Raw genomic sequence first — 23,178 nt, 5'->3', positions numbered from 1 at the left:
TTTATCGGTCCTCTTTTTTTAGCCGACTTAATTTCTCTTCTAATTTTTTTATTAAAGATGGATCAGCTTGTTCTAACTCATCTATCATATGGTTCACAACAAGATCTCCAAATTCACCCATTAATTCCTGTGTCATTTTCTTCGTTTGATTAGATAAAAATTCTTCCTTCGTTTGTGTAGTACGATACATACCACTTCTTTTCACAATATGCTTTTCTAAATGTGCTTTCTCTACTAATCTGTTCATAACTGTCATTACAGTATTAAAATTCACCGGGGATTCTTCACTTAATTTCTGTTGCACATCTTTAATGGTAATACCCTCAGTAGCCCAAACAATCTCCATTATTTTCGCTTCAAGCGGTCCGAAAAAGTGATTTAACCCTTGCTCATTTAACTTGTAGTTTTGAGTAAACATCGTATGCCCCTTTCACACTACAGATTGTAGTATAAAATGTATAGAAGGTCAAACATAAATGATATTAGCTGATACTTAAATGAATCCTAATCTCCACTAATTAGTTATCTGTACCACGTTCGATTCATTGTAAACCTAACTTCTCTCCAAATGTATCATAGAGATAATATTCTAATATTTGCACACTAAATTTCTCATTACGCCCAAGTGCAAATAATTCCCGATCTTTTGCTACGATAGTATCTAATGGAATCACCACCTTATCCACTATTTTTGTAATTTCAATTACATTACTTTCTACGTTTACTTCTGTTTTAAATTCAATATTTTCTAATACTATATGTGAACGTCTTCCTGATGCAAAAAAAGTAAAGTTAGGATTTTTAAAAATTCCAATTTCACTCTCTAACGGATATAAATATTTATAAATTATATCTCTATGTCCATCTTTTATTATTTTTTCATCTTTTTCATCGTCTAAATATTCTTTCACCTTCACTGCGAACTCAAATCGAAAATCCACTCTTTCACGCTCCCTCTTTTCAGTTTACGCTAATAAATATATCGATATAATTTTACCATATTATAGAATAAGTTCCTATAAAAAGTAAAAAACATTTTTGTAAAACTTCTGGTATTCCCCGTACTTTTTAATATAAATACTCTTTCAATATTCATTAGTACGTCGTTATATTCATTTAAACATATTGTTTCCATACTTTGAAACAATATTATCCAGTATTATATATCAATAAAGTGAAACTTTAATCAGTGGGGGTTTTGTTCATTCCCCACTGATTATTAGCCTTCACCAATCGGGCGTTTACGGGCAGCAGGGCTCCCACCTAACTGCTTTGCTCCAGTTGAATTTTGAGGCGGGAGTTTACTAGCGGGATAAACTATCCACAGCTATCGACTCCTTATGCTATTTCAATATATTGTTCACTTTATTTCCCCTTATTCATTAAATCACAGAAGGAATGTAACTCCCCACTATCGAATTTTTACATAACAAATATTATTAGGTGGTGCTTTACTATGAAATTAGCTGTCATTGGTGGCGGTGATTTACAAGATCCAAATCACTTGCATATTAATGAACGACTTATAGAATTAACGAATAAACAATACCCAAAAGTATTATTCATTCCTACAGCTAGTCGTGATGATGAAGGATATATAAAGTTATTTTTAGAAACATTTGAAAAGCAATTACATTGTGAGGTTCAAATTTTACGCATTTCAACCGAAACACCTACTAAATATGAAATAGATGAGATGATTCATTCTGCCGATTTAATTTACCTTGGCGGTGGAAATTACGTTCACATGCTTGAACAATGGAAAGAACATAAACTAGATGAAAAGTTACTATTTGCTTTAAAACGTGGAACACTTATTGCAGGATATAGTGCCGGTGCTATGTGCTGGTTCACATCTAGCATTCGTTCAGATTATGAAGGTTCCGGTTATATAGAAAGTAGTGGCTGGGGTATTGTTAACAAAAGATTTTGCCCCCATTACAATCAATTAAATAGAATGAATGCCTTCCATACGTTTTTACAAACTCACCAAGGTAATATAGAAGGTATTGCATTAGAAGATAATTGCGCTTTATATATTACAGAAGGTTCATTTGAAATTATCGGTGAGCCAGATACAGCTTGGGAGTTTTATATGAATAATGGAGAACTCATTAGACAACATTTTGACATAACTTTAAAAAGTTATTTATAAGCATTCATAAAAAAATGTCCCTAAGTATAATGACTTAGGGACATTTTCATCTTTTAACTCACTAATCGTGTAATTCGTTTCTTCTGCCATGAAAGCTTATAATATGCATACTGTAATATTAAGCTGACGATGAATGCAGCTGGATACCCAATCCATATCCCTTCTATTCCAAGGCTCGTATGATAAGAAAGATAATACGCCACAGGTACTTCAACAAGCCAAATTGATACAACACTGATTACAGTTGGCCATAGTACAGTACCACTTGCTCGCATTGTCGCACTAATAATTTGTGCATGACCGAAAATTAAGTAGCTCCATAATGTAATCATGATTAGACTATGAGCAATGTCAATTGTATTTTGACTTGTTAAAAATAGTGCTAAAATATCTCTTGAGAACAAGTAAATAAGAGATATTAATACACCACCAATGATATAATTCATAATAATTCCGGCCTTAACAACTTTCTGCAATCGATCAAATTGGTTCGCGCCAATTGATTGCGCTGCAAAAATTGATACTGTAATACCGAGGCTAACCGCTGGCATTTGTACATAACTTGCAACTTGGTTCACAACGCCATACGCCGCTGTTGCATCTGATCCATAGCGATTCACAAATGCGATTACCGCAATTTCTGATAATGAAACTAATATCATATTAATACTCGCCGGAATACCAAGTCGTAATAATAACTTTAATAACTCCCAGTCCATACGAAGATATTTTCTTACTGTCCCGTCTAATTGCAGTGGGTGATTTTTCTTCTTTAAATACACTAGCATGACAATAAACGTAATAACTGTAGATATAACTGAAGCATAGGCTGCTCCGTAAACATCTAATTTCGGAGCTCCTAACCAGCCAAAAATAAGAATTGGTAATAAGATCATATTTAGCGCTGTACTTACGATTAAAAAGTAAAATGGCGTTTTTGAATCTCCTGTACCTCTCATAAATGTTGTATATGCAAAATATAAGAATAATACTGGCATAGATATAAATAAAATTCTTGCGTAATGCACACTTATTTCAATAATATTTTCTGGCGTTCCCATAAGACGCATAATATCCATCGCAAAAATACTACCTATTATCGCCAACACGACTCCGATAATAAAAGTAAACGTAAGCGTCGTACCAACGATAGCTTTTAAGCGCTCCTCATTTTTAGCACCAAATGCCTGACCAATTAAAATTGAACTACCAGAACCAATTCCAATTACAAATGAAACGAGTAGGAAAAATAACGGAAAAAATGCCGATATAGCTGCTAGATCATTTACGCCAAGCCATCTTCCTACTACTACCATTCCAAATAACTGTCCAACTGATTGTAATACATTACTTAAAAGTAACGGCACTAAAAACATGGACATCGATTTCCATATCGGCTTATGTTCCGTTTCTGACTTCTGTGACTCTACACCTTCTTTATTGTTATCTGTAGGTGGTTTCAAATTTCATTTCTCCTTTTACTAAAAATCTGTTTTTCAACTTCTATCTCTTTGTATAGTTGTTATAACGATGTGCTTCCATTCATTTTCTTTTCCGTATTATTATAACTTCACCCAATATTGGCTTCCATCAGCTGTTCTATCTAAAAACCCATATTCGATTAAATATCTTCTTAAAGTTACAAAATCCGGGTATACACTTTCTATGACAGTATTTACTTCTTTTTCATTGTACTTTTTATTACTATCAAACTTCGTCACTAAATGGCGTAATATAATTAATTTACGCTTTTGCTTCTTCGGAAATTTAGAAAGCGGTCCATCTAATCCTTCTGTAAAATGTGCTTTTAATACTTCCTCATTTTCTTCTTCCGTAATATTGTAGCGATCATCCACCATCGTTGCTGTTCTATGAATGGGTACAAATTTCGTTTGTACTTTTGATTTTTTTTCTGACAGTTCCATTAACGCTAAAAACACTTTCGCTTGCTTCATTTTTTCTCGAAGTGTAAATCGATGATTACGAATGGTTGATGTACTTCCGCCATCCATCTCTTTTACAATCTCTTTATCATTTAGCCCCATATGGAAAAACTGAACCATTTTCTTTTGCAAATCCGTTAAACCCGTATACTTCTTATCAAGATTTAATAAATAATCAAACATAGACGTATGTTCATTTTGCACATGCAATTGCACAAACTTCTCTGCTTCATACAAAACTTGATTATCTTGATAAATAACCCCCTTAATAAACGCTTCTCCACAAGCTAAACAAATATATTCCTCTGCTTCCGCTTCAAACACATACCCTTTCTTCAATTCCTCAACCGATGCATCCCAAAACTTCTCTGAAATATCACTCACACTAAACACTCCTTCAAAACGTTTATTCAAAAACTAAACAAATCACAATAACGTTTATTACCACTTCACCATCTTAACATAACACAAACAAACATTTCAACGTTCCGTTTACCCATTTTATAAACTTTTATAAAAAAATCTATTAAACAAATTAAAAAAGGACTTAAAGCAACGAAAAGCGAATGTGTTTAATAAATGAATTTAGGATGTGAAACAAAACATGACTATTCTGCACGACCCTTGGTTTACTGTTAAACAAATCGCTCGAAATACATATGCGATTAGTGAATATGGACATTGGGAGAAAGTACATTCCTTCTTACTTGTAGGCGATACCACCGCACTCCTTATCGATACTGGACTAGGTATCGATAAGATGAAACGTATAACGGACCAACTAACAAACTTACCAATTACAGTTGTCACAACACACGTTCATTGGGATCATATCGGTAGTCACTCACAATATGAAGAAATCTATGTACATGCTTTAGAAGAAGATTGGCTCATTAACGGCATAAAAGGACTTCCTATTACTCAAATTAGGCACGACATCGCTCGTGACATTACTAAACCTACACCTAAAACATTTCAACCTGAAACATTCAATCCATTTCAAGGAACACCAACAAAATTACTACAGGATGGAGACATTATTGATATCGGAAATAGGAAAATTCAAATTATACATACTCCAGTTCACTCACCAGGATATATTTGTATATACGATTATGAAACTGCGTTTTTATTCACAGGAGATTTACTTTATGAAGGCACGATTTTTGCGTTTTATCCATCGACAAATCCTGTAGACTTAGTTCAGTCTCTAAACAAAATTACAAACTTCTCTCCTATTAAACAAATTTACGGTTCACATCATACACTTGGTCTTTCTCCTACTATATTGAAAGAAGTAAAATACGCTATTCAATATTTAAGTGATAACAACCTCGTTCAACATGGAACCAACATTCACACATTCCAAAACTTCAGTATTCAATTTTAACTACAAAAAAGGTGTTTCCACATATAGAAACACCCTTTTTACCCTTTATACATTTTATAAACAACTTCCACTAAAACTTTACTCGCTTGTACAAATACATGTTTTCGCTTTCCATCCTCAGCGAATCTATTTGAGCAGCCATTCATAATCATCATACAACTAATTATGACTAGCACTACACTTCTATTCTTGTTAGTCACTTTATACCACTCCACTATTAAAAACTTCATTTAAATTTATCCTATCAAAAAATTTTACACGAATAATAAACCGAAAGAATATGTAATTCTGCATATTCTTTCGGTTTATTACGATGTTGTGATTTAATTTAGTTAAATAACACGTATAACGAGGTGACTAACTTGAAGTTTAAAGCGAAAAAAAATCCATTTCACGTCATTTTTATTACATTATTTATAATTATTTTTTTCATTTCGCTATTCTTCCAAAACGAAAATTCTATTTTTTTCACTCTTATGATGCTGTTAAATATCGTGAATCTCTCTTCATTCTATTTCTCTCACTACAACATAACGGAATCTTCTCTTATTGTAAAACACGGTTTCATATTACGTACTGAAATTCCATTTGAAGATATTCGTCACATTAAATACTCTGGCAAAACACTCCGTTCAGAAAAATGGACTAGGCAGCAATTAGAAATTGATTATAATTTATTTGACTCTGTGACAACTTTCGTACCACAAGAAGAAGAAAAATTCATTTCACTCTTAAAAGAGAACTGCCCACATATGAAAGTAATGAATACGTCTTCTAACAAATAATATCTTTTGGAGCTTGCAGTAGTACAAGTGGCGGAAACATAAAATAAATATCAAAAAAAGCCAAGATTCTAAACTAAGAACCTTTGCTTTTTCTATTACTCTTTCGGAGCAATCATTTTTTTCGGATCTACAATTTCATCAAATTGCTCTTCTGTTAATAGGCCCGATTGCAATGCTGCTTCTTTTAAAGTTAACCCCTCTTTATGAGCATGCTTCGCAATTTTCGCTGCATTTTCATATCCTATATGCGGGTTTAATGCAGTAACAAGCATTAATGAACGATTCACATTCTCTTTAATTACTTCTTCATCCGCTTCAATGCCAACTGCACAATTATCATTAAATGAAACAATTGCATCTGCTAATAAGTGAGCGGATTGTAAGAAGTTATATGCAATAACTGGTTTAAATACGTTTAGCTCAAAATTACCTTGGCTCGCAGCAAATCCGATTGTTGTGTCATTCCCCATAACTTGTGCTACAACCATCGTTAACGCTTCACTTTGCGTTGGATTTACTTTACCTGGCATAATAGAGCTTCCTGGCTCATTTGCCGGAATAATAATTTCTCCTAGACCACTACGTGGACCACTTGCCAGCCAGCGTACATCGTTAGCGATCTTCATTAAATCAGCTGCTAATGCCTTTAATGCACCATGCGTATATACAACTTCATCATGGCTCGTTAATGCGTGGAACTTATTTGGTGCAGAAATAAATTGCTTACCTGTAAATTGGCTAATTTCCTCTGACACCATCTCACCAAATTTAGGATGAGCATTAATACCTGTTCCAACTGCAGTACCACCAATTGCAAGCTCTTTCATATATGTATTGCTCTCTGCAATCATACGCTCTGTTTTTTCAAGCATACGGTGCCATCCGCTAATTTCTTGTCCTAATGTTAACGGTGTTGCATCTTGTAAGTGTGTACGACCAATTTTTATAATATGTTCAAATGCAGTTACTTTTTCTGCTAAAGTTTCTTTTAATTTCGTAATTGCCGGTAATACGTGATTTTCTACTGCAATTACACATGCTACATGAAGCGCTGTTGGAAATGTATCATTTGAACTTTGAGACATGTTCACGTCATCATTCGGATGAATATGTACGTCAGATCCCTTATCTTTCAAAATTTGATTCCCTCGATTTGCAATTACTTCATTCACATTCATGTTTGACTGTGTACCGCTACCCGTTTGCCATACAACAAGCGGAAAATGTTCATTCCATTTCCCTGCAATTACTTCGTCAGCTGCTGCCACAATTGTTTCTGCTTTTTCTTCTGATAACTTTCCTAATTTTTGATTGCTAAGCGCTGCACTCTTCTTTAAAATGGCAAATGCTTTTACAATTTCAAGCGGCATTTGCTCTGTTCCAATCGGGAAGTTTTCTTTACTACGTTGTGTTTGTGCTGCCCATAATTTATCAGCTGGAACTTTTATTTCTCCTAATGTATCTCTTTCAATTCTGTACTCCATTTTTTCATCCCCTTGAAAATATAATACCTACATCTCTTATATTAACAGACTTTTAATCAAATGATAAGAATTCTCACTCGTATATACAAATATTCAATATTTTTTTCATAAATTCCTCTTGACCTAAACTTAGGTTTAGGCTGTATCCTTTCCATTGTAACCTACTATAACGACACTGGAGGAATTCAAAATGAAAAAATATGCTTTCATAACAGGTGCGAATAAAGGGATCGGATATGAATTGGTTCGTCAATTAGCAGAAAAAGACTATCACGTATTTTTAGGTGCTCGTAATAAACAACTTGGACAACAAGCCGTAGAATCTTTAAATGTTTCAAACGTTTCCTATATTCAAGTAGACATTTCTAGTGCTCAATCCATTCAAGAAGCAATCAAAAAAATCCATGAAACGACTGACCACTTAGATTTATTAATCAATAATGCAGGCATAGCACTCGACTTCCATACGCTACCTAGTGAATTAAATATTGAAACTTTACGCCAAGGATTTGAAGTTAACTTTTTTGGAACATTCCAAATGGTGCAAGCCTTTTTACCATTATTAAAGAAATCAAGCAACAGTAAAATTATAAATGTAACAACTGACATGGCCTCACTAACAATGTTTGCTAGCGGTGAAACACACCCAATTAATACATTAGGATACAATTCTTCAAAAACAGCTATTAATGCTTTAACATTAGCATTTAGCAAAGAATTTGGTACTAACGGTCCAGCAATTTTCGGAGTAACCCCTGGTTTTACAACTACTGACCTAAATGGAAATTCCCCAGGTGGCCATACGACCAATGAAAGTGCTAAAATTATTATTAAATATGCATTAAGTGAAACAAACTATAATGGTAAAATACTAAATAAAGACGGCATTATACCTTGGTAATAAAGGGATGAATGATATGTATTATACAATTGGGCAAGTCGCCAAAATGCACCACTTAACTATTTCTCAAATACGTTATTACGATAAACAAGGACTGTTCCCTTTTCTTAAAAGAAATGAAAAAGGAGATCGCGTTTTTGATGAAGAAGCACTGAAATATTTAGAGATGATTTTATGTTTAAAAAACACCAGTATGCCAATTCAAAAAATAAAAAAATTTATCGACTGGTCTATGGTGGGGGAATCTACCAGCCTTCAACGGTTGGAATTAATGAAACAACAGGAGACCAATGTCTTACAGCTCATTCAAGACACTGAAAAAAACTTAAAAAAGATACAACAAAAAATTGCTAAATATGAGGACGAAATAACTTCTTCAACTCCTATTATAAAATAAAAAATCTCCTTCTACATATTGTAGAAGGTGATTTTTTATTTTATGATGCTTGCTTTCCTTTATCCGCATCATCTACATACCAAATGAACTTGCCTGTATATCCATAAATAACTGCTAAAATGAGTGATACGAAGCTTAGCCACATAAATGGAACGTATGATAATGTTGATACACCTAAAATACCAGCCATAAAAATACCATTATCAGACCATGGAACCATACCAGAAGTCAAAGTTCCACCTACTTCTGAGTTACGTGCTAATACGCGGCGATCTATTTTTAATTTATCATAGCTTTCTTCCATAATTTTTGGTGTTAAAATAAGTGATACGTACATCGCACAACCAAATATGTTAGCTAAAAACGCAACGATTAATGTAGACAATGTTACATTACCTGCAGAATTTAATTTCTTCTCAAATTTCGATACGATTACCTTTAGAACACCTAACTTTTCAAGTAATCCACCAAAACCTAAGCCGAAAATAATAACGGCTACTGAACCAAGCATACCATTAATTCCACCACGGTTTAATAACTTATCGACAAACTCGACACCAGATTGAATTGAGAATCCGTTATATGCTGTTCCAATTGCCTCTCCAAAGTGCATTCCTTGGAAAAGTGTTGCCCAAATTGCACCAATTAAAGCTCCCATAGCAATTGTTGGCATAGATGGTTTCTTCATCGCCAATAGCACAATAACGATTACCGCTGGAACAAGCATCCATATTTTAATATCAAAGTGCTTTAATAAAGATTCTTTTAAAAACTCAACTCTATTTAAATCTACATTATCCCCGCCATACATCCATCCAGCAACAGTAAACATAATGCTGGTAATAATATAAGCTGGAACGTCTAATACGAGCATAGCTCGAACGTGAGCAATAACATCTACTTTCGCCATAGAAGCTGCAAGAACTGTACTATCAGAAAGTGGTGATAATTTGTCTCCGAAATAAGCTCCTGAAAGGACTGCACCCGCAACAAGCGGAAGTGGTAATCCAAGCCCTTCACCTATCGCCATCATAGCAATACCTGCAGTTCCAACTGTTCCCCATGATGTTCCTGTCGCGATAGAAGTGATTGAACAAATAATTAAAGTTGCCAATAAGAATATGCTAGGGTGAATGAATTCTAATCCATAATAAATTAATGTAGGTACAACCCCACCAGCAATCCACGTTCCAATTAAAGCCCCAACTGCAACTAAAATAAGAATTGCTTCTAATCCATTAGAAATCCCTTTCGTAATTGCATCTTGCAATTCTTGATAACGAAATCCTAATCTTAATCCAAGCGCAATAACTAAAAACCATGAAATAAATAGCGCTAATTGAATTGGGAGATCAAAAATCGTTTGGAAGGAAAAGACGACAGCAAGAAATAGGCATAAAAGAATAATAATTTCTAGCATCGATGGTAATCTTACACTTTTCATTTTTTTCTCTCCTTACAAGTCGATAACATGATGTATGTAGTCTTACGTGTATGTAGTATACAATTAGCGAAGACAAAACAAAATTTTCATATTATTTCGATTTATTTTTTCAGTATAATATATTCACAACCCTTTCTATTGTAAAAGTAGATTGCGCTTTTCGCAATGAAAAATATAAAAAATGTTGTATTTTTATTTATTTAGATAAAAACACCTAATGAAATAAAACTTTAATCAATGAGGGTTTTATCCATCCCCACTAATTATTAACTCATAATAACCTTTTTAATATTTGCCTCAACAAAACTTTTTACTACCGCTTTCACCTCATATGTAATAATATATTTCCACATAAAAAAAGAGCACACATCATTTAATCGATGCATGCCCCTCTTTTATTTATACATATTTTGTATCTCTTCTTTATTTTTAAGTATTTCCGAAAACTTATCGCTACAACCTTTCGGAAATAAAACTCCAAGTCCATATGAATGCCCAAACTGAAAATGAGGGTATTTCACCTTGACCTCATCCCAAAACTTATACACACCGAAATCACCGTTTTTAACTTCAATATCATGAAATAATACAATACCGTTTTTCGCAACTTTAGGTAACCATGTTTTATAATCATGAGAAACAGCTTCATACGTATGATAGCCATCAATATGCAAAAGATTTATCGTTTCATCTTGAAACTCATCCAGAGCATCATCAAAAGTAGACCGAATTAAATTCCCTATATTCAGGTAGTTATCCCTCACCACTTTTTCTACTATTTGAAAAACCCCTTCTCCATATGGACCTGTATGCCCATCTCCAGCCCAAGTATCTACAGCAAAACATTTTGTGGCTAACCCACCATCTTTTACCCCCTGGCAAAAACTAAAAAAGGAAGCACCTAAATGCGTACCTAACTCAACTAAAGTTGCTGGTTCTTCAAATCTTACTAAATCATATGCGAAATCTAAATGCCCACTCCACGCAGATTGTGACCGAATAATAGGACTAAATTTTTCAAATTCAAACGATGGTTTATGAGTAACCCAGTTCATCGCGTATCTCCTTATACACATATTTTTAACAAACCAAATTACTCTTATCTTTATTTTTTTGGCGTCGCAATTATGATTATATTTCATAAAAAGATGAAGAATTACCCCATTCTTATTGGGGTAAAGCATCATATACATATGGATTTGCTGGCTTCTTAATCTTCTCTACTTTACTTATTTTCACAAGTGGAAATAGCATTCCTTAGAACCAGAAGCATTGAAAAACTTAGATGAACGATATGGAGATCAAATAACTGAACTTGTATTTATCGGCATCGATATGAATCGTTCTATTAACAGAAAAAGAAATGAACCAAAACCGGAATACATTTGTTGATCCTATTCCCGCTTTTACTTACACTTCATAACAAAAAATAAAAAGGCTTCCGTAGCATAGAGCCTTTTTCACTTTGTAGTACTCTTATTTAACCGACTTGCTTTAATAAGAAACACAATTGTACCTAAAACAATTAAGATAGCATATACGATACCAACTACATCACCTATTTTTTCTAAGCCAAACGGTAATAGTATAGTAGCAACTCCGACTATATAGGAAAACACACCTGAAAGCTTCGCTAATTTATTTTTATCTCCAACAAACGTTTCTTCCTGATAGCCTGCCAACAAAAACAATCTCTTTTTCACATGTATTTGATAGCCTAAAAAAATGATAAGTAATCCAACAAATAAACAAACCAAAAATCCTGCTAGCATTTTAATACCACCCTCTCTACAATATTTTACCACGCACAAAAAAATTTTCGTCTTCACCATAAATATTTTTCATCTAATTAGAAATTTCAGTTTATTACTATTCCTTTTTGTGATATATTGCATATTGTATCCAATATATATTTTGGAAAGGAGGACTATATGTCTTATGGATCCAAATCGATTAAAAGGAATTATAATGGTCATAATCGGTGCTTGTTTATGGGGCTTATCCGGAACAGCTGCGCAACAACTATTTCAATATGAAAATGTTTCTACTGAATGGTTAGTTACAATCCGTTTACTTATATCCGGTGCTATTTTGCTCATTATGTCATCATTCGGAGCGAACAAAAAAGAAATATTTGGAATTTGGAAACAAAAGTCTGATGCAAATAAGATAATTTTGTTCGGTCTTTTAGGCATGCTTGCTGTACAGTACACGTACTTCGCTTCTATTAAAGAAGGAAACGCTGCTGTTGCAACTTTGTTACAATATTTAGCCCCTATATTTATCACTATATACTTACTGTTCAAATGGAACGTCCGTCCATCAAAAATTGATTTTATTTCAATTGCACTCTCATTAGTAGGGACTTTTCTCTTACTAACAAACGGGTCTGTTCAAAACTTAGCTGTTTCCACACCAGCTATCATTTGGGGCATTTTATCTGGATTATCACTCGCATTTTATAGTTTGTATTCAAAAGAATTGTTAGAAAGATGGTCTTCATCTGTTATCGTTGGATGGGGAATGATTATTGGGGGTATTGGTGTAACGATTTTACACTTTATTTCTACAAACGAATTCATTTTATTATCAACTATGAAATATGTAAAACTAAGTACCCTCCCGCTCATTACATTTGTCGTCATTTTCGGGACACTCATCGCATTTTATTTATACTTAGATAGCATAAGATACCTTACGCCTAAAGAAACAACATTATTTGGCTGTACAGAACCACTCGCAGCTATTATTTCTTCCGTACTTATTTTGCACGTACCGTTTCAATCTTTTCAATTATTAGGTGCTTTTTGTGTCATTGTAATGGTGCTCATATTAGGCCAAAAACCAGATGAAGAAAAACCAAAATTAAAGCTTGTTAATACGAAAAAGAAACATATACAATGAAAGGATTGAATTCACTATGCCTGTCCCTCAAAATTATAAAAAACCAGGAAGAGTTTCAGCAAAGTCACTCGTTTTAAATCAACTGCAAGATTGGATTATAGAAGGTGTTTTACGACCTGATGAAAAAATAAATGATGGGGAATTGGCAGAAGCACTAGGAGTAAGCAGAACACCTGTTAGAGAAGCTTTACAAATTTTAGAGCTTTCTGGATTAGTTGAAATGGTACCTGGGCAAAAAACGAAAATCGCGCCTATTAAGTTAGACGACGTATCTATCATTTATGAGACGATAGCTGGTCTTCACTCAATTATAGGAAAGCAAGCACTTCAAAAAGTTACAGACGCTGATATTAAACTACTTTCCGAGATAAATGATGCTTTTCAACAATCTATACATGAAAAAGATTCAAAAAAAGCTTTAGAACTAGATATACGATTTCACAATACAATTACTTCTATTGCTAAAAACCGATATATTGAACCTTTTCTAGAAAATATGCAACTTCACATTTTACGCCTTGAATATTTATTTTTCCAAAACTTCGTACCTGCAAGTCAATCTATTAAAGAACATCACTCTATAATTCAAGCACTACAAAAGCAGGATGAAAAACGAATGGAACAAATGATGTCTCAAAACTGGCTCCGTCCAATGAAAGAAATACAAAAAATAATTTCTATGAAATAATAAAGCTGGTTACACAAAAGTGTAACCAGCTCCTTCTTTAATAATCTATATGCTATGCCTGAATATTTGCGTAATCTTCAATATGCTCGTACTCTTTTTCCAATTCCTCTAAAGACAGCTCGTATAATTGTCGGTCGCGAATCTTAAACACCCCTGCTCCAATTAACTCATCAATTAAATGTCTCTTACGATTTTCAACAGCAAAACGGAGTTGACTACTCATCTTTTAAAAAACTCCTTTCTACGATCATTGAAAATGATAATCTTTATCAATTACCACTTTTGATTATAAAAGATGATTCTTAATAAGTAAAGTAATCTTATGAAATATTTACCTTACAAAGTATTTGTGGCCACATTATATATATGTATGCCACGCGAAAAATGTTATGACACTTTTTCATACCCTTTTTCTTTCATACTTTGCAAGTTGTCTCATTATGGTTAAATTCACCTTCTATTTCAACTTGAATGGTGACATGTTCTACATGAAATTTCCCTTTTAATACATCCGTTGCTTCTTTTAATACGCTTTGCGTTTCATTACCTTCGATAATAAGATGGCAAGTTAATACTTGAAAATCTGATGTTACAGACCATATATGTAAATCATGAACTTCTTTTACAATAGTAATATTTAATAATGTATTTTTCACCTCTTCAGCATCTATGTGCTGCGGTGCACCTTCCATTAATATATGAACTGTATCACGTGTTACACGCCATCCACTTATAATGACTAAAATAGACACAAGAATACTAGCAACCGCATCTGCAGCAGTCCATCCAAAAAATTTAATAAGTAACGCAGCAATAATCGCTCCAACTGAACCTAATAAATCGCCTAGTACATGTAAGAACGCACTTCTTAAATTTAAATTACCTTTCACATCTCCGCCTCTCATTAATATCCAAGCTGATACAATATTAATAAGCAGACCAAGCACAGCAATAATGAGCATTCCATTACTAGCGATTTCAACTGGTTCCTTAAAACGACGAATTGCTTCAATAAAAATATATACTGAAATGACAATAAGAACGACACCATTACATAATGCCGCTAACATTTCGACTCGCTTATACCCATACGTTTTCGCGGCCGTTGCCGTTTTTTCCCCAAGCTTGAACGCAAGTAAACTTAAAGCTAAGGATACTGCATCACTTAACATATGCCCTGCGTCAGACAATAGTGCTAAGCTATTTGTCACAAATCCGCCAATAACTTCAGCAATCATAAAGCTTGTTGTTAATAAGAAGGCAATTAATAACGCTTTTTTATTTTTTGAATGACCGTGATCATGTGAGTGTCCCATACAAATGCTCCTTTAAGTGCAATATCTGTATGTTAGTATGAAACACATTCCCTATCTTTATCCCCCATTAACGCCCGATAGTGAATGCTACTAATCCGTAGAAGATGAACAATACCCCACTGATTAAAGTTTCACTTTATCCCGCTTCCTCTGTATACAAACTTCGCTACTTTTCAAACAAGTCCTTTTTCTCAACTAAAAACAAGACTACTTCTTTTTTATTTTCATATTGTTTACTAATGAAAGAATTTTTAAGGGGGTTACAAAATTGAAACGACTATTTCTTTGCATGGAGCGTGAACTTGTTGTAGTAAAAGAACAATATGGTAACTATGAAACCACATATCATTTACAAAATATGCAACCTACCTGTATTGTGGTTGATCCATTCCAAACAAATCGTGTATATTGCGGCACATTTGGACGAGGTTTATGGCTAAGTGACGATGGCGGGGATTCATGGAGACCAATTGGAGATTCATATCGTTACTTTGATTTCCCTAAAGAGGATGGTATTTTACACTCTTCTATTACTTCTATAACGATAAGCTCAAATGAACAAGTTAACGGCTACGGCGTCGTTTATGTCGGCACAGAGCCGAGTGCTTTATTCCGTTCAGAAAATGGTGGTGAAACGTGGACTGAACTTAAAAATATGAAATCATTATTATCTTCCTATACGTGGGCTTTCCCACCTAGACCTTTTACACATCACGTACGCTGGATTACAGTCGATCCAAACGATCCAAATACACTCCATGTTTCAATCGAAGCTGGTGCTGTTATTCAAAGTAATGATAAAGGGCATACATGGATTGATAAAAAATTCGGTGCTCCTATCGATGCTCATCAATTACTCATGCACCCTGAAGCCCCAAATCGCCTTTATGCATCATGTGGTGACGGATTTATGGGCGGACCTGATCGCGCATATCTTGAAAGTTATAACAGTGGAAACAGCTGGATCTCATGTAGTGACGGACTTGAGCATCATTATTTATACAGTATGGCTATCGATCCAGCTGATTGTAATACAATTCTCGTTTCTGCCGCACCAAGTGCCGACCTTGCTCATCACCGTATTCCTTATGAATCTTATATTTATCGGAAAACGAAAGATACTCCGTTCGAGCAAGTGCAGCAAGGACTACCATCTGCAATTGGTACAGTCATTTCAATGTTTGCAACAAATCCAGCAGAACCACATACGTTTTACACTTTAAATAATAATGGCGTCTTTCAATCCAATGATAGCGGCGAATCGTGGGAACAACTAAATATTCCGTGGAAAGATGAGTATAAAACGCAGCATCCGCATGCGTTACTCGTAACTAGTTTTTAACGAAAAAGAGACTGCCTAATGTTTTTAGGCAGTCTCTCTTTTATTTCTTTAAATCAATTACGATATCATCTAGAACAATATCTTTACTCTTCGCTTCTTTTTTCGGCACTTCAATTTTCTTCTCTTTCCCATTCACATACTCCACTCCACCATGATTTTCAGGTGTATGAACTCGCAAGTGCACACGAGGTGTAACGATAAGCTTTGTTGCATTTTCGTTCAGCTTTTGGAATGTAGCACTCCAACTACTTTTATGTGGCTCTGCTACTGTACTAGTTCCGCCATTTCCTTCACCTGCATATTTATTTCCTAAATCATCTTTTATTTCTAATTCCACATCAGCGCTATCCCATATACTTCGTAATGCCTTAGATTCTTCCTGATTGTAAAAAACGATAAAGGACATCGGGGTTACTTCCATTTTATCTATGTTTACTTTTATTCCTTCTTTTTCAGAAATTCCTTGAAGCTTAATTTCTTTACTATCCATTCCCTTAACAGTAAGGGCAAAATTCCAATTCCCTTTTATAGATTTCTTTTCCTCATACATATTTATTGCCTCTATATCCCACCAAACATTTGCAACATCTAACCTTTCACTACCATGACCACTCATCGTAGTCATACCTACATATTTTCCCTCTCCAACTTTTGTCACGTCCGAACTACCTCCTCCACCATTAAAGCCCATCACTTGCGGACTTCCAAATGGGAACGGTTTCTCTCCTAAATCTTTTTCGCTTTCAATAGAATATGTGATTGTAATTGTTCTACCATCGAACACAGCATCATTAATTGTAACTTTAACCCCATTACTCTCTTTCGTCATATTCAATTCAGTCGAAAACTCTTTATAATTTTCATGTACCCCTGTTCTACCATTATCTAAAAATCGGAATATGTCACCTACAATTGGCAATCCCCCGGCATATGTAGGGAACCCAATACCAAGCGTTGCAACTGATAACCCTACTAAAATAGATGCAGCAGCGACACCCTTTTTCCAACTTTTCATCTTTTTCTTCGTACGTATCGATTGTTTTACATTGCGTTTTACTTTTTCTTTTTCAATTTCAGAAGCCTCAATTTCCTCAAGTTCTTTTTCCTCTATATCAATGTCATTTAATAGTTCATAAATGTCTTTCATATTGCACTACCTCCAAAACTAATATTCGTAGCATTTTGTTGTAGTTTCTTTTTTCCCCGGTACACACGATTATCTATCGCTGCCCTGGTTAACCCTAATTTGTCCCCGATTTCCTCTGTCTTCATGCCGAGGAGATATTTCATAACGAACACCTTTTGATCTAACGGTTCTAATTGATTAATAAGCTTCAATAACTCTTCCCTATCTTCCATAACGATTAATTCATCTTCTGCCGATTTTTCTGTACTAATATGAAACTCATCTGAAATAATTTCTACTGTTCTAGTCGCTTTCCGGTAATAATCAATCGCCTTAAACTTTGCAATCGCTGCAATCCATTTTTTAAAATCACTCGGCTCTCCATGAAACTTATTTGCGTTATTCCAAATGGAAAGAAATATATCATTTACACATTCCTCTATCAATCCATCATTTTGAACTGGAAGAAGTACTTTGTGCGTAATTCCTTTTATGAGTGGTAAGTATGTATCGACAACAAATTCTAGCGCATCTTCTTTTTGCCGCTGTAATCTTTTTATAAAATTTTTCTCATTTGATTTCATGTAGCGATTCCCCTTATTTTTTTGTAAAAGCTTTTACACCCTATATAACGTTTTGGAAATTTTTTTCTCTCATCTTTTTTTATTTTTTGTATGTAATGGAATACTTTTCCTTAGCCATTGTCTCATATAAATATAAGCTTGAAGAAAATTTTCTCAAGTCTGTAATTCAATTAGTGTAGTACACTATTTATGCAGACACTCTTTAACCTAGTGTACATTTCATTTAATTAATCTACTTTTATAATTTTAAATTAGGAGATGAGATTTGTATGTGTGGAATTACAGGTTGGGTAGATTGGAAGAAAGATCTTTCAAATGAACATGTTATTTTAGAAAAGATGGCGAATAGTATTCAGCATCGCGGTCCTGATGCTGAAGGATTTTGGTTTTCACCTCATGCGGCTTTTGCACACCGACGTTTAATTGTTATTGACCCAGAAGGCGGGACGCAGCCAAAAACATTCCGTGCCGGTGATTATACGTATGCTCTTACTTATAATGGAGAAATTTATAATTTTCGTGAGCTGAGAGAACAGCTTCAAAAATGTGGGCATGCATTTGAAACTCATTCAGATACAGAAGTGTTACTACATGCTTATTTAGAATGGAAAGAAGACTGCGTACAACATTTAAACGGAATTTTCGCTTTCGCCTTATGGGATGATCAGAAGCAACAACTGTTTTTAGCACGTGATCATTTAGGCGTAAAGCCACTCTTTTATACGGAAAGAAATGACAGTATTATTTTCGGATCTGAAATAAAAGCGTTATTAGCTCATCCATCTGTTCCCGCTGAAATTGATGCGGATGGAATAAATGAAATATTTGGATTAGGCTTATTTCGAACTCCAGGATGTGGCGTCTTTAAACATATTCAAGAAGTTCGTGCTGGACATTCTATAACATTCACACGTGATAAAAAAGTAGTTAAGAAGTATTGGAATTTAGAAAGTAAGATCCATACAGACTCTATCCAAGACACATCTTCTCATATTCTATCTATCTTACAAGATACAGTAAAAAGACAATTAATTGCCGATGTTCCCCTCGTCTGTATGTTATCAGGAGGATTAGATTCTAGCGGTATTACTGCACTAGCGGGGAAAGAATTTGCAGCGGAAAATAAAACACTTCATACGTATTCCGTTGACTTTGTAAATAGCGCCAAAGATTTCGAGCTGACATTTGCTCGTACTGGTTTAGATGCTCCTTGGGTAAAACGCGTTTCTGAACATGTAGGGACATCGCATCATGACATTATTGTGAATGCTGAAGAGTTAGCAAATCACTTATTCGTTCCCCTTCACGCGAAAGATTTACCCAGTGCTGGCGAAATGGAAACTTCACTTTATTTACTATTTTGCGAGATGAAAAAAGATGCAACCGTAGCTTTATCTGGAGAATCTGCTGATGAAGTATTCGGGGGATATCCTTGGTTTCATCAAGAAGAACTATTATATGTAGATAAGTTTCCGTGGTTAACAAACTGGAAAAACACATCTTCTTTATTATTAAACGACGTAACAACTCAATGTAATCCTGAGCAGTATATTAATAAACGATTCCATGAAGCTGCTCTTGAAGTACCTACTCTTGAAGGTGAAAGTAAAAAATCCGCGAAACAACGTCAAATGTTTTATTTATTTTTAACACGATTCCTTCCGTTCTTACTCGACCGTAAAGACCGTATGAGTATGGCTGTCGGGTTTGAAGTTCGTGTACCGTTTTGCGATTATAGACTAGTTGAATATTTATGGAATGTTCCTTTCAATATTAAAAGTATTGATAATATCGAAAAGGGAATTTTACGTAGAGCGCTGAAACCGGCTTTACCTGATGATGTGCGAAATAGAAGAAAAAGCGCTTACCCTACTTCACAGGATCCACACTATTTACAAACAATCCGCAATTTAACGCTTGATATGTGCAGCAATAAAAACAATCCTGTTTTCTCACTCATTAACCATTCCATATTACTTGCAATTGCTGATCAAAGTAACAAAGAGATTACCAATTTTGAAGCAAGAAGTGCTATGGAGTATATGCTACAAGTAAATGAATGGTTAAAAACGTATCATATTCATATTGCTTAACAAAAAAGAGTTCAAGGACAAAAAACCTTGAACTCTCTTTCATTTATTAATTGGCACATTGTCTATTTTCAGTATCGATGGACCATCCAATAATAGTGGCACAATCTCTACCTTTCCACTGAAGTACATTTGTTAATACAGGCTCAATCTGTAAACAAGATCCGTCGTGTAATATTTCTACTAAAGATTGATCATCATCAAACTTTAGTTTATCACACTCTAAAATACCATCCGTTGCCATTACAATGTGATTCTGACCTTTTTCTAATCCCCTTACCCCTGATGTAAAACAAGGTGTATTCGCTGCAAAAACATTTTTTCTTCCTATATACTCATAGTTCTTACGCTTATTTAGCCTACCTTTTCCATTTTTCGTTTGCTCTGAATGGAATAAGTACGCGAAGCAATCACCAACTGATAGCCAATATAAGAACTCGCCTTTTCGTAAACAAATTAAACATGCAAGTTCCTCATCATCTTGGTCACATTTCTCGATAAAGAGCTCATCTGTAAATAACGCTAATAAATACATATGTGTATGATGAAAAGCTAAATGGATTGGGTATGAAAATAACTCTTTTAGTTTTTCTTCTCTTTCTGAAATCGCTTCTATTATATAATGTATATTTTTCGTTTTATGATGTGTATCAAAAATCATAACAAATTCAAATTCTAATTTCGGATCCCACCAAGCTAGCACTGCATCTCCTCTTTCATATGCATCACTCTCTTGATTTCCTCCATATACGCCGACTGAAAGAGGACCACATTTTTCAACATGTATTTGATCTACATACATCTTTTCATGACTAATCCATTTAAATGTATTCACAGCTATCATCCTCTCTCTTGCTAAATGTATACCTTTACACATAGATTACCTTATATTTCAATAAAAATAAACTTTTTCAACATTTTTAATGAAAATAAAAGGATTTTATTTCTTAATCAACGAATATATCTTACTATACGATATAAAAATAGGAGGATTTATCATTATGAAAAACATTAATCAACATTGGGAAAGTATTTATTATCACTTACGATATGAATATGAAGACAACCTTTCTCACCAAGCTATTCGTATTTTACAAATCGTTTCTCGTGAGAAAGATATAACAATTGGAAAAGTTGCTACTGAGCTTAGTCTCTCTCATAACACATCATCTGAACACGTAAAGCGTCTTATTCAAAAAGGATTTATTATAAAAGAAAGAAACAAGCACGATGAAAGAGTTGTAAACCTTACTTTAACGAAAGAAGGCATTGAAGTATTAGAAAAGCATACTTTACTAGATAAAGAAAAGATAAAAATATTAGAATCACAGTTATCAAAAGAAGAACAACAATTAATTGAAAAAGCCTTTTCGTTATTAGCTAAGGAGGCAAAATATGCATTTCCTCGTTAAGGTCATCGTCTCCGCCCTCATTATTGGGGCTGTAACCGAATTTGCCAAATATTTTAGTACGCTTGGTGGCTTTATCGCAGCCCTTCCTCTTATTAGTTTACTTAGTTTATTTTGGATTTCTTTCGAAGGTGGGAGTAAACAAGAATTAAGTCAATTCGCTTTAGGCGTATTATATGGATTTCCTGCATCTGCACTACTATTATTTATTGTTTATATCGGTTTAAAGAACTCCTTTTCACTTAGTACATCTATACTCTTCGGCATATGTGCCTGGTGTATCGTCTTTACTTGCCAAAAAATATTTCAAGCTTAGGGGGAATTACTATTAATAGATCAGTAGAGATATTTGGACAAACTGTAGAAGTATATATAAGAGGTAACAGTAAACAAACTGTAGTCATTCAAACAGGAATGACTTGCTCATTTTATGATTGGCTCCCTATTATAGAAGAGCTTTCACAATACTTTACAGTTGTTTCATACCATCGCCCAGGTTACGGAAAAAGTGCGCTAGGAAATACTCCACGTACAGCAAGGCAAGTTACAAAGGAACTACATATGTTACTAAACAAACTCCATATTCACGAGCCAATCATTCTAATCGGCCATTCCTATGGAGGGTTATGTGCACAACATTTTGCAATGTTACATGAAGATAGGCTGCAAGCACTTCTTTTAGTTGATTCTACTTCCATGAACTTACACCGATTAGATGAGCTTCATTTACCAGTTTCTGATCAAACTGATTCTGATGATATGTGGCTACAAAAATATCATACTTACTCCAACATGGATGCAGACGCACTTTATAATGAACTAAAATCTATGCTCGTCAATACAACAAAACAGCATATCAAATTTTCTACCTCTCCTTCATTATATAAAGCGACAGCTTCTGAACTGTCCGAGTGGAAAAATTGTGCTCGCTCAATAAAAAAACAACATAAAACATTAGAAATACCATTAATTGTTATCGGTAGAGAGCCTCAATATTCTATTGCTCAATTAATTGAGGGTGGTATGCCAAAAGAAGAAGCTACACAACTTGAAGATATGTGGCAAGAACTTATTCGTGAACAATTAAATCTCTCAATAAACAGCCAATACATTTTGGCTGAACATGCTAGTCATGGGATAGAAAACGATCGTCCAGATGCTATCATTGAAGCCATTCACTTATTGTAAATAAAAAAAGGAAGCAACTAAAGCTGCTTCCT

General features: G+C 34.3%; 26 protein-coding genes and 1 pseudogene. 12 read left to right on the top strand and 15 right to left on the bottom strand.

Features of this window, described 5'->3' with window-relative positions; genetic code table 11:
* Nucleotide 1: 1 nt before the first annotated feature.
* Nucleotides 2-418 (bottom strand): BlaI/MecI/CopY family transcriptional regulator, encoded by a 417-nt coding sequence (locus tag I6L50_RS15275; RefSeq protein ID WP_002135483.1) that lies wholly within the window; start codon nucleotides 416-418, stop codon nucleotides 2-4.
* 124 nt (nucleotides 419-542) lie between these two features.
* Nucleotides 543-941: a DUF3942 family protein gene (locus I6L50_RS15270; RefSeq protein ID WP_219301949.1), complete on the bottom strand. Its 399-nt coding sequence runs from the start codon at nucleotides 939-941 to the stop codon at nucleotides 543-545.
* Between the two features lie 515 nt (nucleotides 942-1,456).
* Between I6L50_RS15270 and I6L50_RS15265 the strand changes: the two genes are divergently transcribed.
* Nucleotides 1,457-2,155, top strand: a complete 699-nt coding sequence (locus I6L50_RS15265; RefSeq protein ID WP_002064712.1) for a peptidase E — start codon at nucleotides 1,457-1,459, stop codon at nucleotides 2,153-2,155.
* Nucleotides 2,156-2,208: 53 nt separating this feature from the next.
* Here the strand turns inward: I6L50_RS15265 and I6L50_RS15260 are convergent, their stop codons facing one another.
* Both I6L50_RS15260 and I6L50_RS15255 read right to left on the bottom strand, forming a co-directional pair.
* Nucleotides 2,209-3,618, bottom strand: a complete 1,410-nt coding sequence (locus tag I6L50_RS15260) for an MATE family efflux transporter (RefSeq protein WP_002086395.1) — start codon at nucleotides 3,616-3,618, stop codon at nucleotides 2,209-2,211.
* A 99-nt stretch (nucleotides 3,619-3,717) separates the two neighbouring features.
* Nucleotides 3,718-4,482 (bottom strand): DUF2087 domain-containing protein, encoded by a 765-nt coding sequence (locus I6L50_RS15255; RefSeq protein ID WP_002141210.1) that lies wholly within the window; start codon nucleotides 4,480-4,482, stop codon nucleotides 3,718-3,720.
* A gap of 220 nt (nucleotides 4,483-4,702) precedes the next feature.
* Between I6L50_RS15255 and I6L50_RS15250 the strand changes: the two genes are divergently transcribed.
* A complete protein-coding gene (locus I6L50_RS15250) occupies nucleotides 4,703-5,488 on the top strand; it encodes an MBL fold metallo-hydrolase (RefSeq protein WP_219301948.1) in 786 nt (261 codons plus the stop codon).
* A gap of 38 nt (nucleotides 5,489-5,526) precedes the next feature.
* Here I6L50_RS15250 and I6L50_RS15245 read toward each other — a convergent pair whose 3' ends face one another.
* The gene (locus tag I6L50_RS15245) at nucleotides 5,527-5,718 is read right to left on the bottom strand and encodes a hypothetical protein (RefSeq protein ID WP_219301947.1); all 192 of its coding nucleotides are present in this window, start codon (nucleotides 5,716-5,718) and stop codon (nucleotides 5,527-5,529) included.
* Nucleotides 5,719-5,850: 132 nt separating this feature from the next.
* Between I6L50_RS15245 and I6L50_RS15240 the strand changes: the two genes are divergently transcribed.
* The gene (locus I6L50_RS15240) at nucleotides 5,851-6,273 is read left to right on the top strand and encodes a PH domain-containing protein (RefSeq protein WP_044441536.1); all 423 of its coding nucleotides are present in this window, start codon (nucleotides 5,851-5,853) and stop codon (nucleotides 6,271-6,273) included.
* Between the two features lie 95 nt (nucleotides 6,274-6,368).
* Here I6L50_RS15240 and fumC read toward each other — a convergent pair whose 3' ends face one another.
* Nucleotides 6,369-7,757, bottom strand: a complete 1,389-nt coding sequence (gene fumC / locus I6L50_RS15235; protein WP_219301946.1) for a class II fumarate hydratase — start codon at nucleotides 7,755-7,757, stop codon at nucleotides 6,369-6,371.
* Nucleotides 7,758-7,947: 190 nt separating this feature from the next.
* On the opposite strand from fumC, the gene I6L50_RS15230 reads away from it, so the two are divergent.
* Nucleotides 7,948-8,658 (top strand): SDR family NAD(P)-dependent oxidoreductase, encoded by a 711-nt coding sequence (locus tag I6L50_RS15230; RefSeq protein ID WP_088039152.1) that lies wholly within the window; start codon nucleotides 7,948-7,950, stop codon nucleotides 8,656-8,658.
* 7 nt (nucleotides 8,659-8,665) lie between these two features.
* Nucleotides 8,666-9,055 carry a MerR family transcriptional regulator gene (locus I6L50_RS15225; protein WP_219301945.1) on the top strand — a complete coding sequence of 130 codons (390 nt, stop codon included), beginning with the start codon at nucleotides 8,666-8,668 and terminating at the stop codon, nucleotides 9,053-9,055.
* A 40-nt stretch (nucleotides 9,056-9,095) separates the two neighbouring features.
* Here I6L50_RS15225 and nhaC read toward each other — a convergent pair whose 3' ends face one another.
* The 4 genes and pseudogenes from nhaC to I6L50_RS15205 all read right to left on the bottom strand — a co-directional run bounded on the left by nhaC (nucleotide 9,096) and on the right by I6L50_RS15205 (nucleotide 12,271).
* Nucleotides 9,096-10,499 (bottom strand): Na+/H+ antiporter NhaC, encoded by a 1,404-nt coding sequence (gene nhaC / locus I6L50_RS15220; protein ID WP_002086402.1) that lies wholly within the window; start codon nucleotides 10,497-10,499, stop codon nucleotides 9,096-9,098.
* 395 nt (nucleotides 10,500-10,894) lie between these two features.
* Nucleotides 10,895-11,554, bottom strand: coding sequence for a class I SAM-dependent methyltransferase (locus I6L50_RS15215; protein ID WP_002168696.1), 660 nt, complete (start codon nucleotides 11,552-11,554; stop codon nucleotides 10,895-10,897).
* A 112-nt stretch (nucleotides 11,555-11,666) separates the two neighbouring features.
* Nucleotides 11,667-11,756, bottom strand: a pseudogene (locus I6L50_RS34855) (TIGR03943 family putative permease subunit); the annotation flags it as partial.
* Between the two features lie 203 nt (nucleotides 11,757-11,959).
* Nucleotides 11,960-12,271, bottom strand: a complete 312-nt coding sequence (locus tag I6L50_RS15205) for a DUF3784 domain-containing protein (RefSeq protein ID WP_113938062.1) — start codon at nucleotides 12,269-12,271, stop codon at nucleotides 11,960-11,962.
* Nucleotides 12,272-12,437: 166 nt separating this feature from the next.
* On the opposite strand from I6L50_RS15205, the gene I6L50_RS15200 reads away from it, so the two are divergent.
* Together I6L50_RS15200 and I6L50_RS15195 are read left to right on the top strand one after the other, a co-directional pair.
* A complete protein-coding gene (locus tag I6L50_RS15200; RefSeq protein ID WP_219301944.1) occupies nucleotides 12,438-13,403 on the top strand; it encodes a DMT family transporter in 966 nt (321 codons plus the stop codon).
* Nucleotides 13,404-13,419: 16 nt separating this feature from the next.
* Nucleotides 13,420-14,091 carry a GntR family transcriptional regulator gene (locus tag I6L50_RS15195; protein WP_002030983.1) on the top strand — a complete coding sequence of 224 codons (672 nt, stop codon included), beginning with the start codon at nucleotides 13,420-13,422 and terminating at the stop codon, nucleotides 14,089-14,091.
* Nucleotides 14,092-14,143: 52 nt separating this feature from the next.
* On the opposite strand, the gene fbpA is transcribed toward I6L50_RS15195, so the two are convergent.
* Together fbpA and I6L50_RS15185 are read right to left on the bottom strand one after the other, a co-directional pair.
* The gene (gene fbpA, locus I6L50_RS15190; protein WP_002012091.1) at nucleotides 14,144-14,314 is read right to left on the bottom strand and encodes a Fur-regulated basic protein FbpA; all 171 of its coding nucleotides are present in this window, start codon (nucleotides 14,312-14,314) and stop codon (nucleotides 14,144-14,146) included.
* A 193-nt stretch (nucleotides 14,315-14,507) separates the two neighbouring features.
* On the bottom strand, nucleotides 14,508-15,407 hold the full coding sequence (locus I6L50_RS15185) for a cation diffusion facilitator family transporter (RefSeq protein ID WP_002012090.1): 900 nt from the start codon (nucleotides 15,405-15,407) through the stop codon (nucleotides 14,508-14,510).
* A 268-nt stretch (nucleotides 15,408-15,675) separates the two neighbouring features.
* Between I6L50_RS15185 and I6L50_RS15180 the strand changes: the two genes are divergently transcribed.
* Nucleotides 15,676-16,749 carry a WD40/YVTN/BNR-like repeat-containing protein gene (locus tag I6L50_RS15180; protein WP_219301943.1) on the top strand — a complete coding sequence of 358 codons (1,074 nt, stop codon included), beginning with the start codon at nucleotides 15,676-15,678 and terminating at the stop codon, nucleotides 16,747-16,749.
* 40 nt (nucleotides 16,750-16,789) lie between these two features.
* On the opposite strand, the gene I6L50_RS15175 is transcribed toward I6L50_RS15180, so the two are convergent.
* Both I6L50_RS15175 and I6L50_RS15170 read right to left on the bottom strand, forming a co-directional pair.
* Nucleotides 16,790-17,896: a DUF4179 domain-containing protein gene (locus tag I6L50_RS15175; protein WP_219301942.1), complete on the bottom strand. Its 1,107-nt coding sequence runs from the start codon at nucleotides 17,894-17,896 to the stop codon at nucleotides 16,790-16,792.
* Nucleotides 17,893-18,459, bottom strand: coding sequence for a sigma-70 family RNA polymerase sigma factor (locus I6L50_RS15170; protein ID WP_002086408.1), 567 nt, complete (start codon nucleotides 18,457-18,459; stop codon nucleotides 17,893-17,895). The genes I6L50_RS15175 and I6L50_RS15170 overlap by 4 nt, the downstream gene beginning before the upstream one ends.
* A gap of 269 nt (nucleotides 18,460-18,728) precedes the next feature.
* Between I6L50_RS15170 and asnB the strand changes: the two genes are divergently transcribed.
* Nucleotides 18,729-20,552: an asparagine synthase (glutamine-hydrolyzing) gene (gene asnB, locus I6L50_RS15165; protein WP_219301941.1), complete on the top strand. Its 1,824-nt coding sequence runs from the start codon at nucleotides 18,729-18,731 to the stop codon at nucleotides 20,550-20,552.
* 46 nt (nucleotides 20,553-20,598) lie between these two features.
* On the opposite strand, the gene I6L50_RS15160 is transcribed toward asnB, so the two are convergent.
* Nucleotides 20,599-21,426, bottom strand: coding sequence for a PP2C family serine/threonine-protein phosphatase (locus I6L50_RS15160; protein WP_002012083.1), 828 nt, complete (start codon nucleotides 21,424-21,426; stop codon nucleotides 20,599-20,601).
* A gap of 124 nt (nucleotides 21,427-21,550) precedes the next feature.
* Between I6L50_RS15160 and I6L50_RS15155 the strand changes: the two genes are divergently transcribed.
* Genes I6L50_RS15155 through I6L50_RS15145 form a run of 3 tightly spaced genes read left to right on the top strand, consistent with a single transcriptional unit; the run spans nucleotide 21,551 to nucleotide 23,146 of the window.
* Complete coding sequence (locus I6L50_RS15155) at nucleotides 21,551-21,961, top strand: MarR family winged helix-turn-helix transcriptional regulator (RefSeq protein WP_219301940.1); 411 nt, start codon at nucleotides 21,551-21,553, stop codon at nucleotides 21,959-21,961.
* A complete protein-coding gene (locus I6L50_RS15150; protein WP_113938054.1) occupies nucleotides 21,945-22,274 on the top strand; it encodes a DUF3147 family protein in 330 nt (109 codons plus the stop codon). Before I6L50_RS15155 ends, I6L50_RS15150 begins: the two co-directional genes overlap by 17 nt.
* A complete protein-coding gene (locus I6L50_RS15145; protein ID WP_219301939.1) occupies nucleotides 22,226-23,146 on the top strand; it encodes an alpha/beta fold hydrolase in 921 nt (306 codons plus the stop codon). The genes I6L50_RS15150 and I6L50_RS15145 overlap by 49 nt, the downstream gene beginning before the upstream one ends.
* Nucleotides 23,147-23,178: the final 32 nt, after the last annotated feature.

The organism is Bacillus sp. FDAARGOS_1420 (assembly GCF_019344915.1).
GTDB classification, from domain to species: Bacteria; Bacillota; Bacilli; order Bacillales; family Bacillaceae_G; genus Bacillus_A; species Bacillus_A mycoides.
The sequence above is the reverse complement of the archived record's forward strand: the minus strand, read 5'-3'. Positions and strand labels throughout refer to the sequence as shown.

Excerpts from the sequence above, each read along its gene's own strand:
- I6L50_RS15225 (WP_219301945.1), top strand. The coding sequence starts at position 8,666 with ATGAATGATATGTATTATACAATTGGGCAAGTCGCCAAAATGCACCAC.
- I6L50_RS15150 (WP_113938054.1), top strand. The coding sequence starts at position 21,945 with ATGCATTTCCTCGTTAAGGTCATCGTCTCCGCCCTCATTATTGGGGCT.
- I6L50_RS15265 (WP_002064712.1), top strand. The coding sequence starts at position 1,457 with ATGAAATTAGCTGTCATTGGTGGCGGTGATTTACAAGATCCAAATCAC.
- fbpA (WP_002012091.1), bottom strand. The coding sequence starts at position 14,314 with ATGAGTAGTCAACTCCGTTTTGCTGTTGAAAATCGTAAGAGACATTTA.
- I6L50_RS15145 (WP_219301939.1), top strand. The coding sequence starts at position 22,226 with ATGTGCCTGGTGTATCGTCTTTACTTGCCAAAAAATATTTCAAGCTTA.
- I6L50_RS15205 (WP_113938062.1), bottom strand. The coding sequence starts at position 12,271 with ATGCTAGCAGGATTTTTGGTTTGTTTATTTGTTGGATTACTTATCATT.
- I6L50_RS15175 (WP_219301942.1), bottom strand. The coding sequence starts at position 17,896 with ATGAAAGACATTTATGAACTATTAAATGACATTGATATAGAGGAAAAA.
- I6L50_RS15275 (WP_002135483.1), bottom strand. The coding sequence starts at position 418 with ATGTTTACTCAAAACTACAAGTTAAATGAGCAAGGGTTAAATCACTTT.
- I6L50_RS15160 (WP_002012083.1), bottom strand. The coding sequence starts at position 21,426 with ATGTGTAAAGGTATACATTTAGCAAGAGAGAGGATGATAGCTGTGAAT.
- I6L50_RS15250 (WP_219301948.1), top strand. The coding sequence starts at position 4,703 with ATGACTATTCTGCACGACCCTTGGTTTACTGTTAAACAAATCGCTCGA.
- nhaC (WP_002086402.1), bottom strand. The coding sequence starts at position 10,499 with ATGAAAAGTGTAAGATTACCATCGATGCTAGAAATTATTATTCTTTTA.
- asnB (WP_219301941.1), top strand. The coding sequence starts at position 18,729 with ATGTGTGGAATTACAGGTTGGGTAGATTGGAAGAAAGATCTTTCAAAT.
- I6L50_RS15170 (WP_002086408.1), bottom strand. The coding sequence starts at position 18,459 with ATGAAATCAAATGAGAAAAATTTTATAAAAAGATTACAGCGGCAAAAA.
- fumC (WP_219301946.1), bottom strand. The coding sequence starts at position 7,757 with ATGGAGTACAGAATTGAAAGAGATACATTAGGAGAAATAAAAGTTCCA.
- I6L50_RS15155 (WP_219301940.1), top strand. The coding sequence starts at position 21,551 with ATGAAAAACATTAATCAACATTGGGAAAGTATTTATTATCACTTACGA.
- I6L50_RS15245 (WP_219301947.1), bottom strand. The coding sequence starts at position 5,718 with ATGAAGTTTTTAATAGTGGAGTGGTATAAAGTGACTAACAAGAATAGA.
- I6L50_RS15230 (WP_088039152.1), top strand. The coding sequence starts at position 7,948 with ATGAAAAAATATGCTTTCATAACAGGTGCGAATAAAGGGATCGGATAT.
- I6L50_RS15195 (WP_002030983.1), top strand. The coding sequence starts at position 13,420 with ATGCCTGTCCCTCAAAATTATAAAAAACCAGGAAGAGTTTCAGCAAAG.
- I6L50_RS15200 (WP_219301944.1), top strand. The coding sequence starts at position 12,438 with ATGGATCCAAATCGATTAAAAGGAATTATAATGGTCATAATCGGTGCT.
- I6L50_RS15215 (WP_002168696.1), bottom strand. The coding sequence starts at position 11,554 with ATGAACTGGGTTACTCATAAACCATCGTTTGAATTTGAAAAATTTAGT.
- I6L50_RS15185 (WP_002012090.1), bottom strand. The coding sequence starts at position 15,407 with ATGGGACACTCACATGATCACGGTCATTCAAAAAATAAAAAAGCGTTA.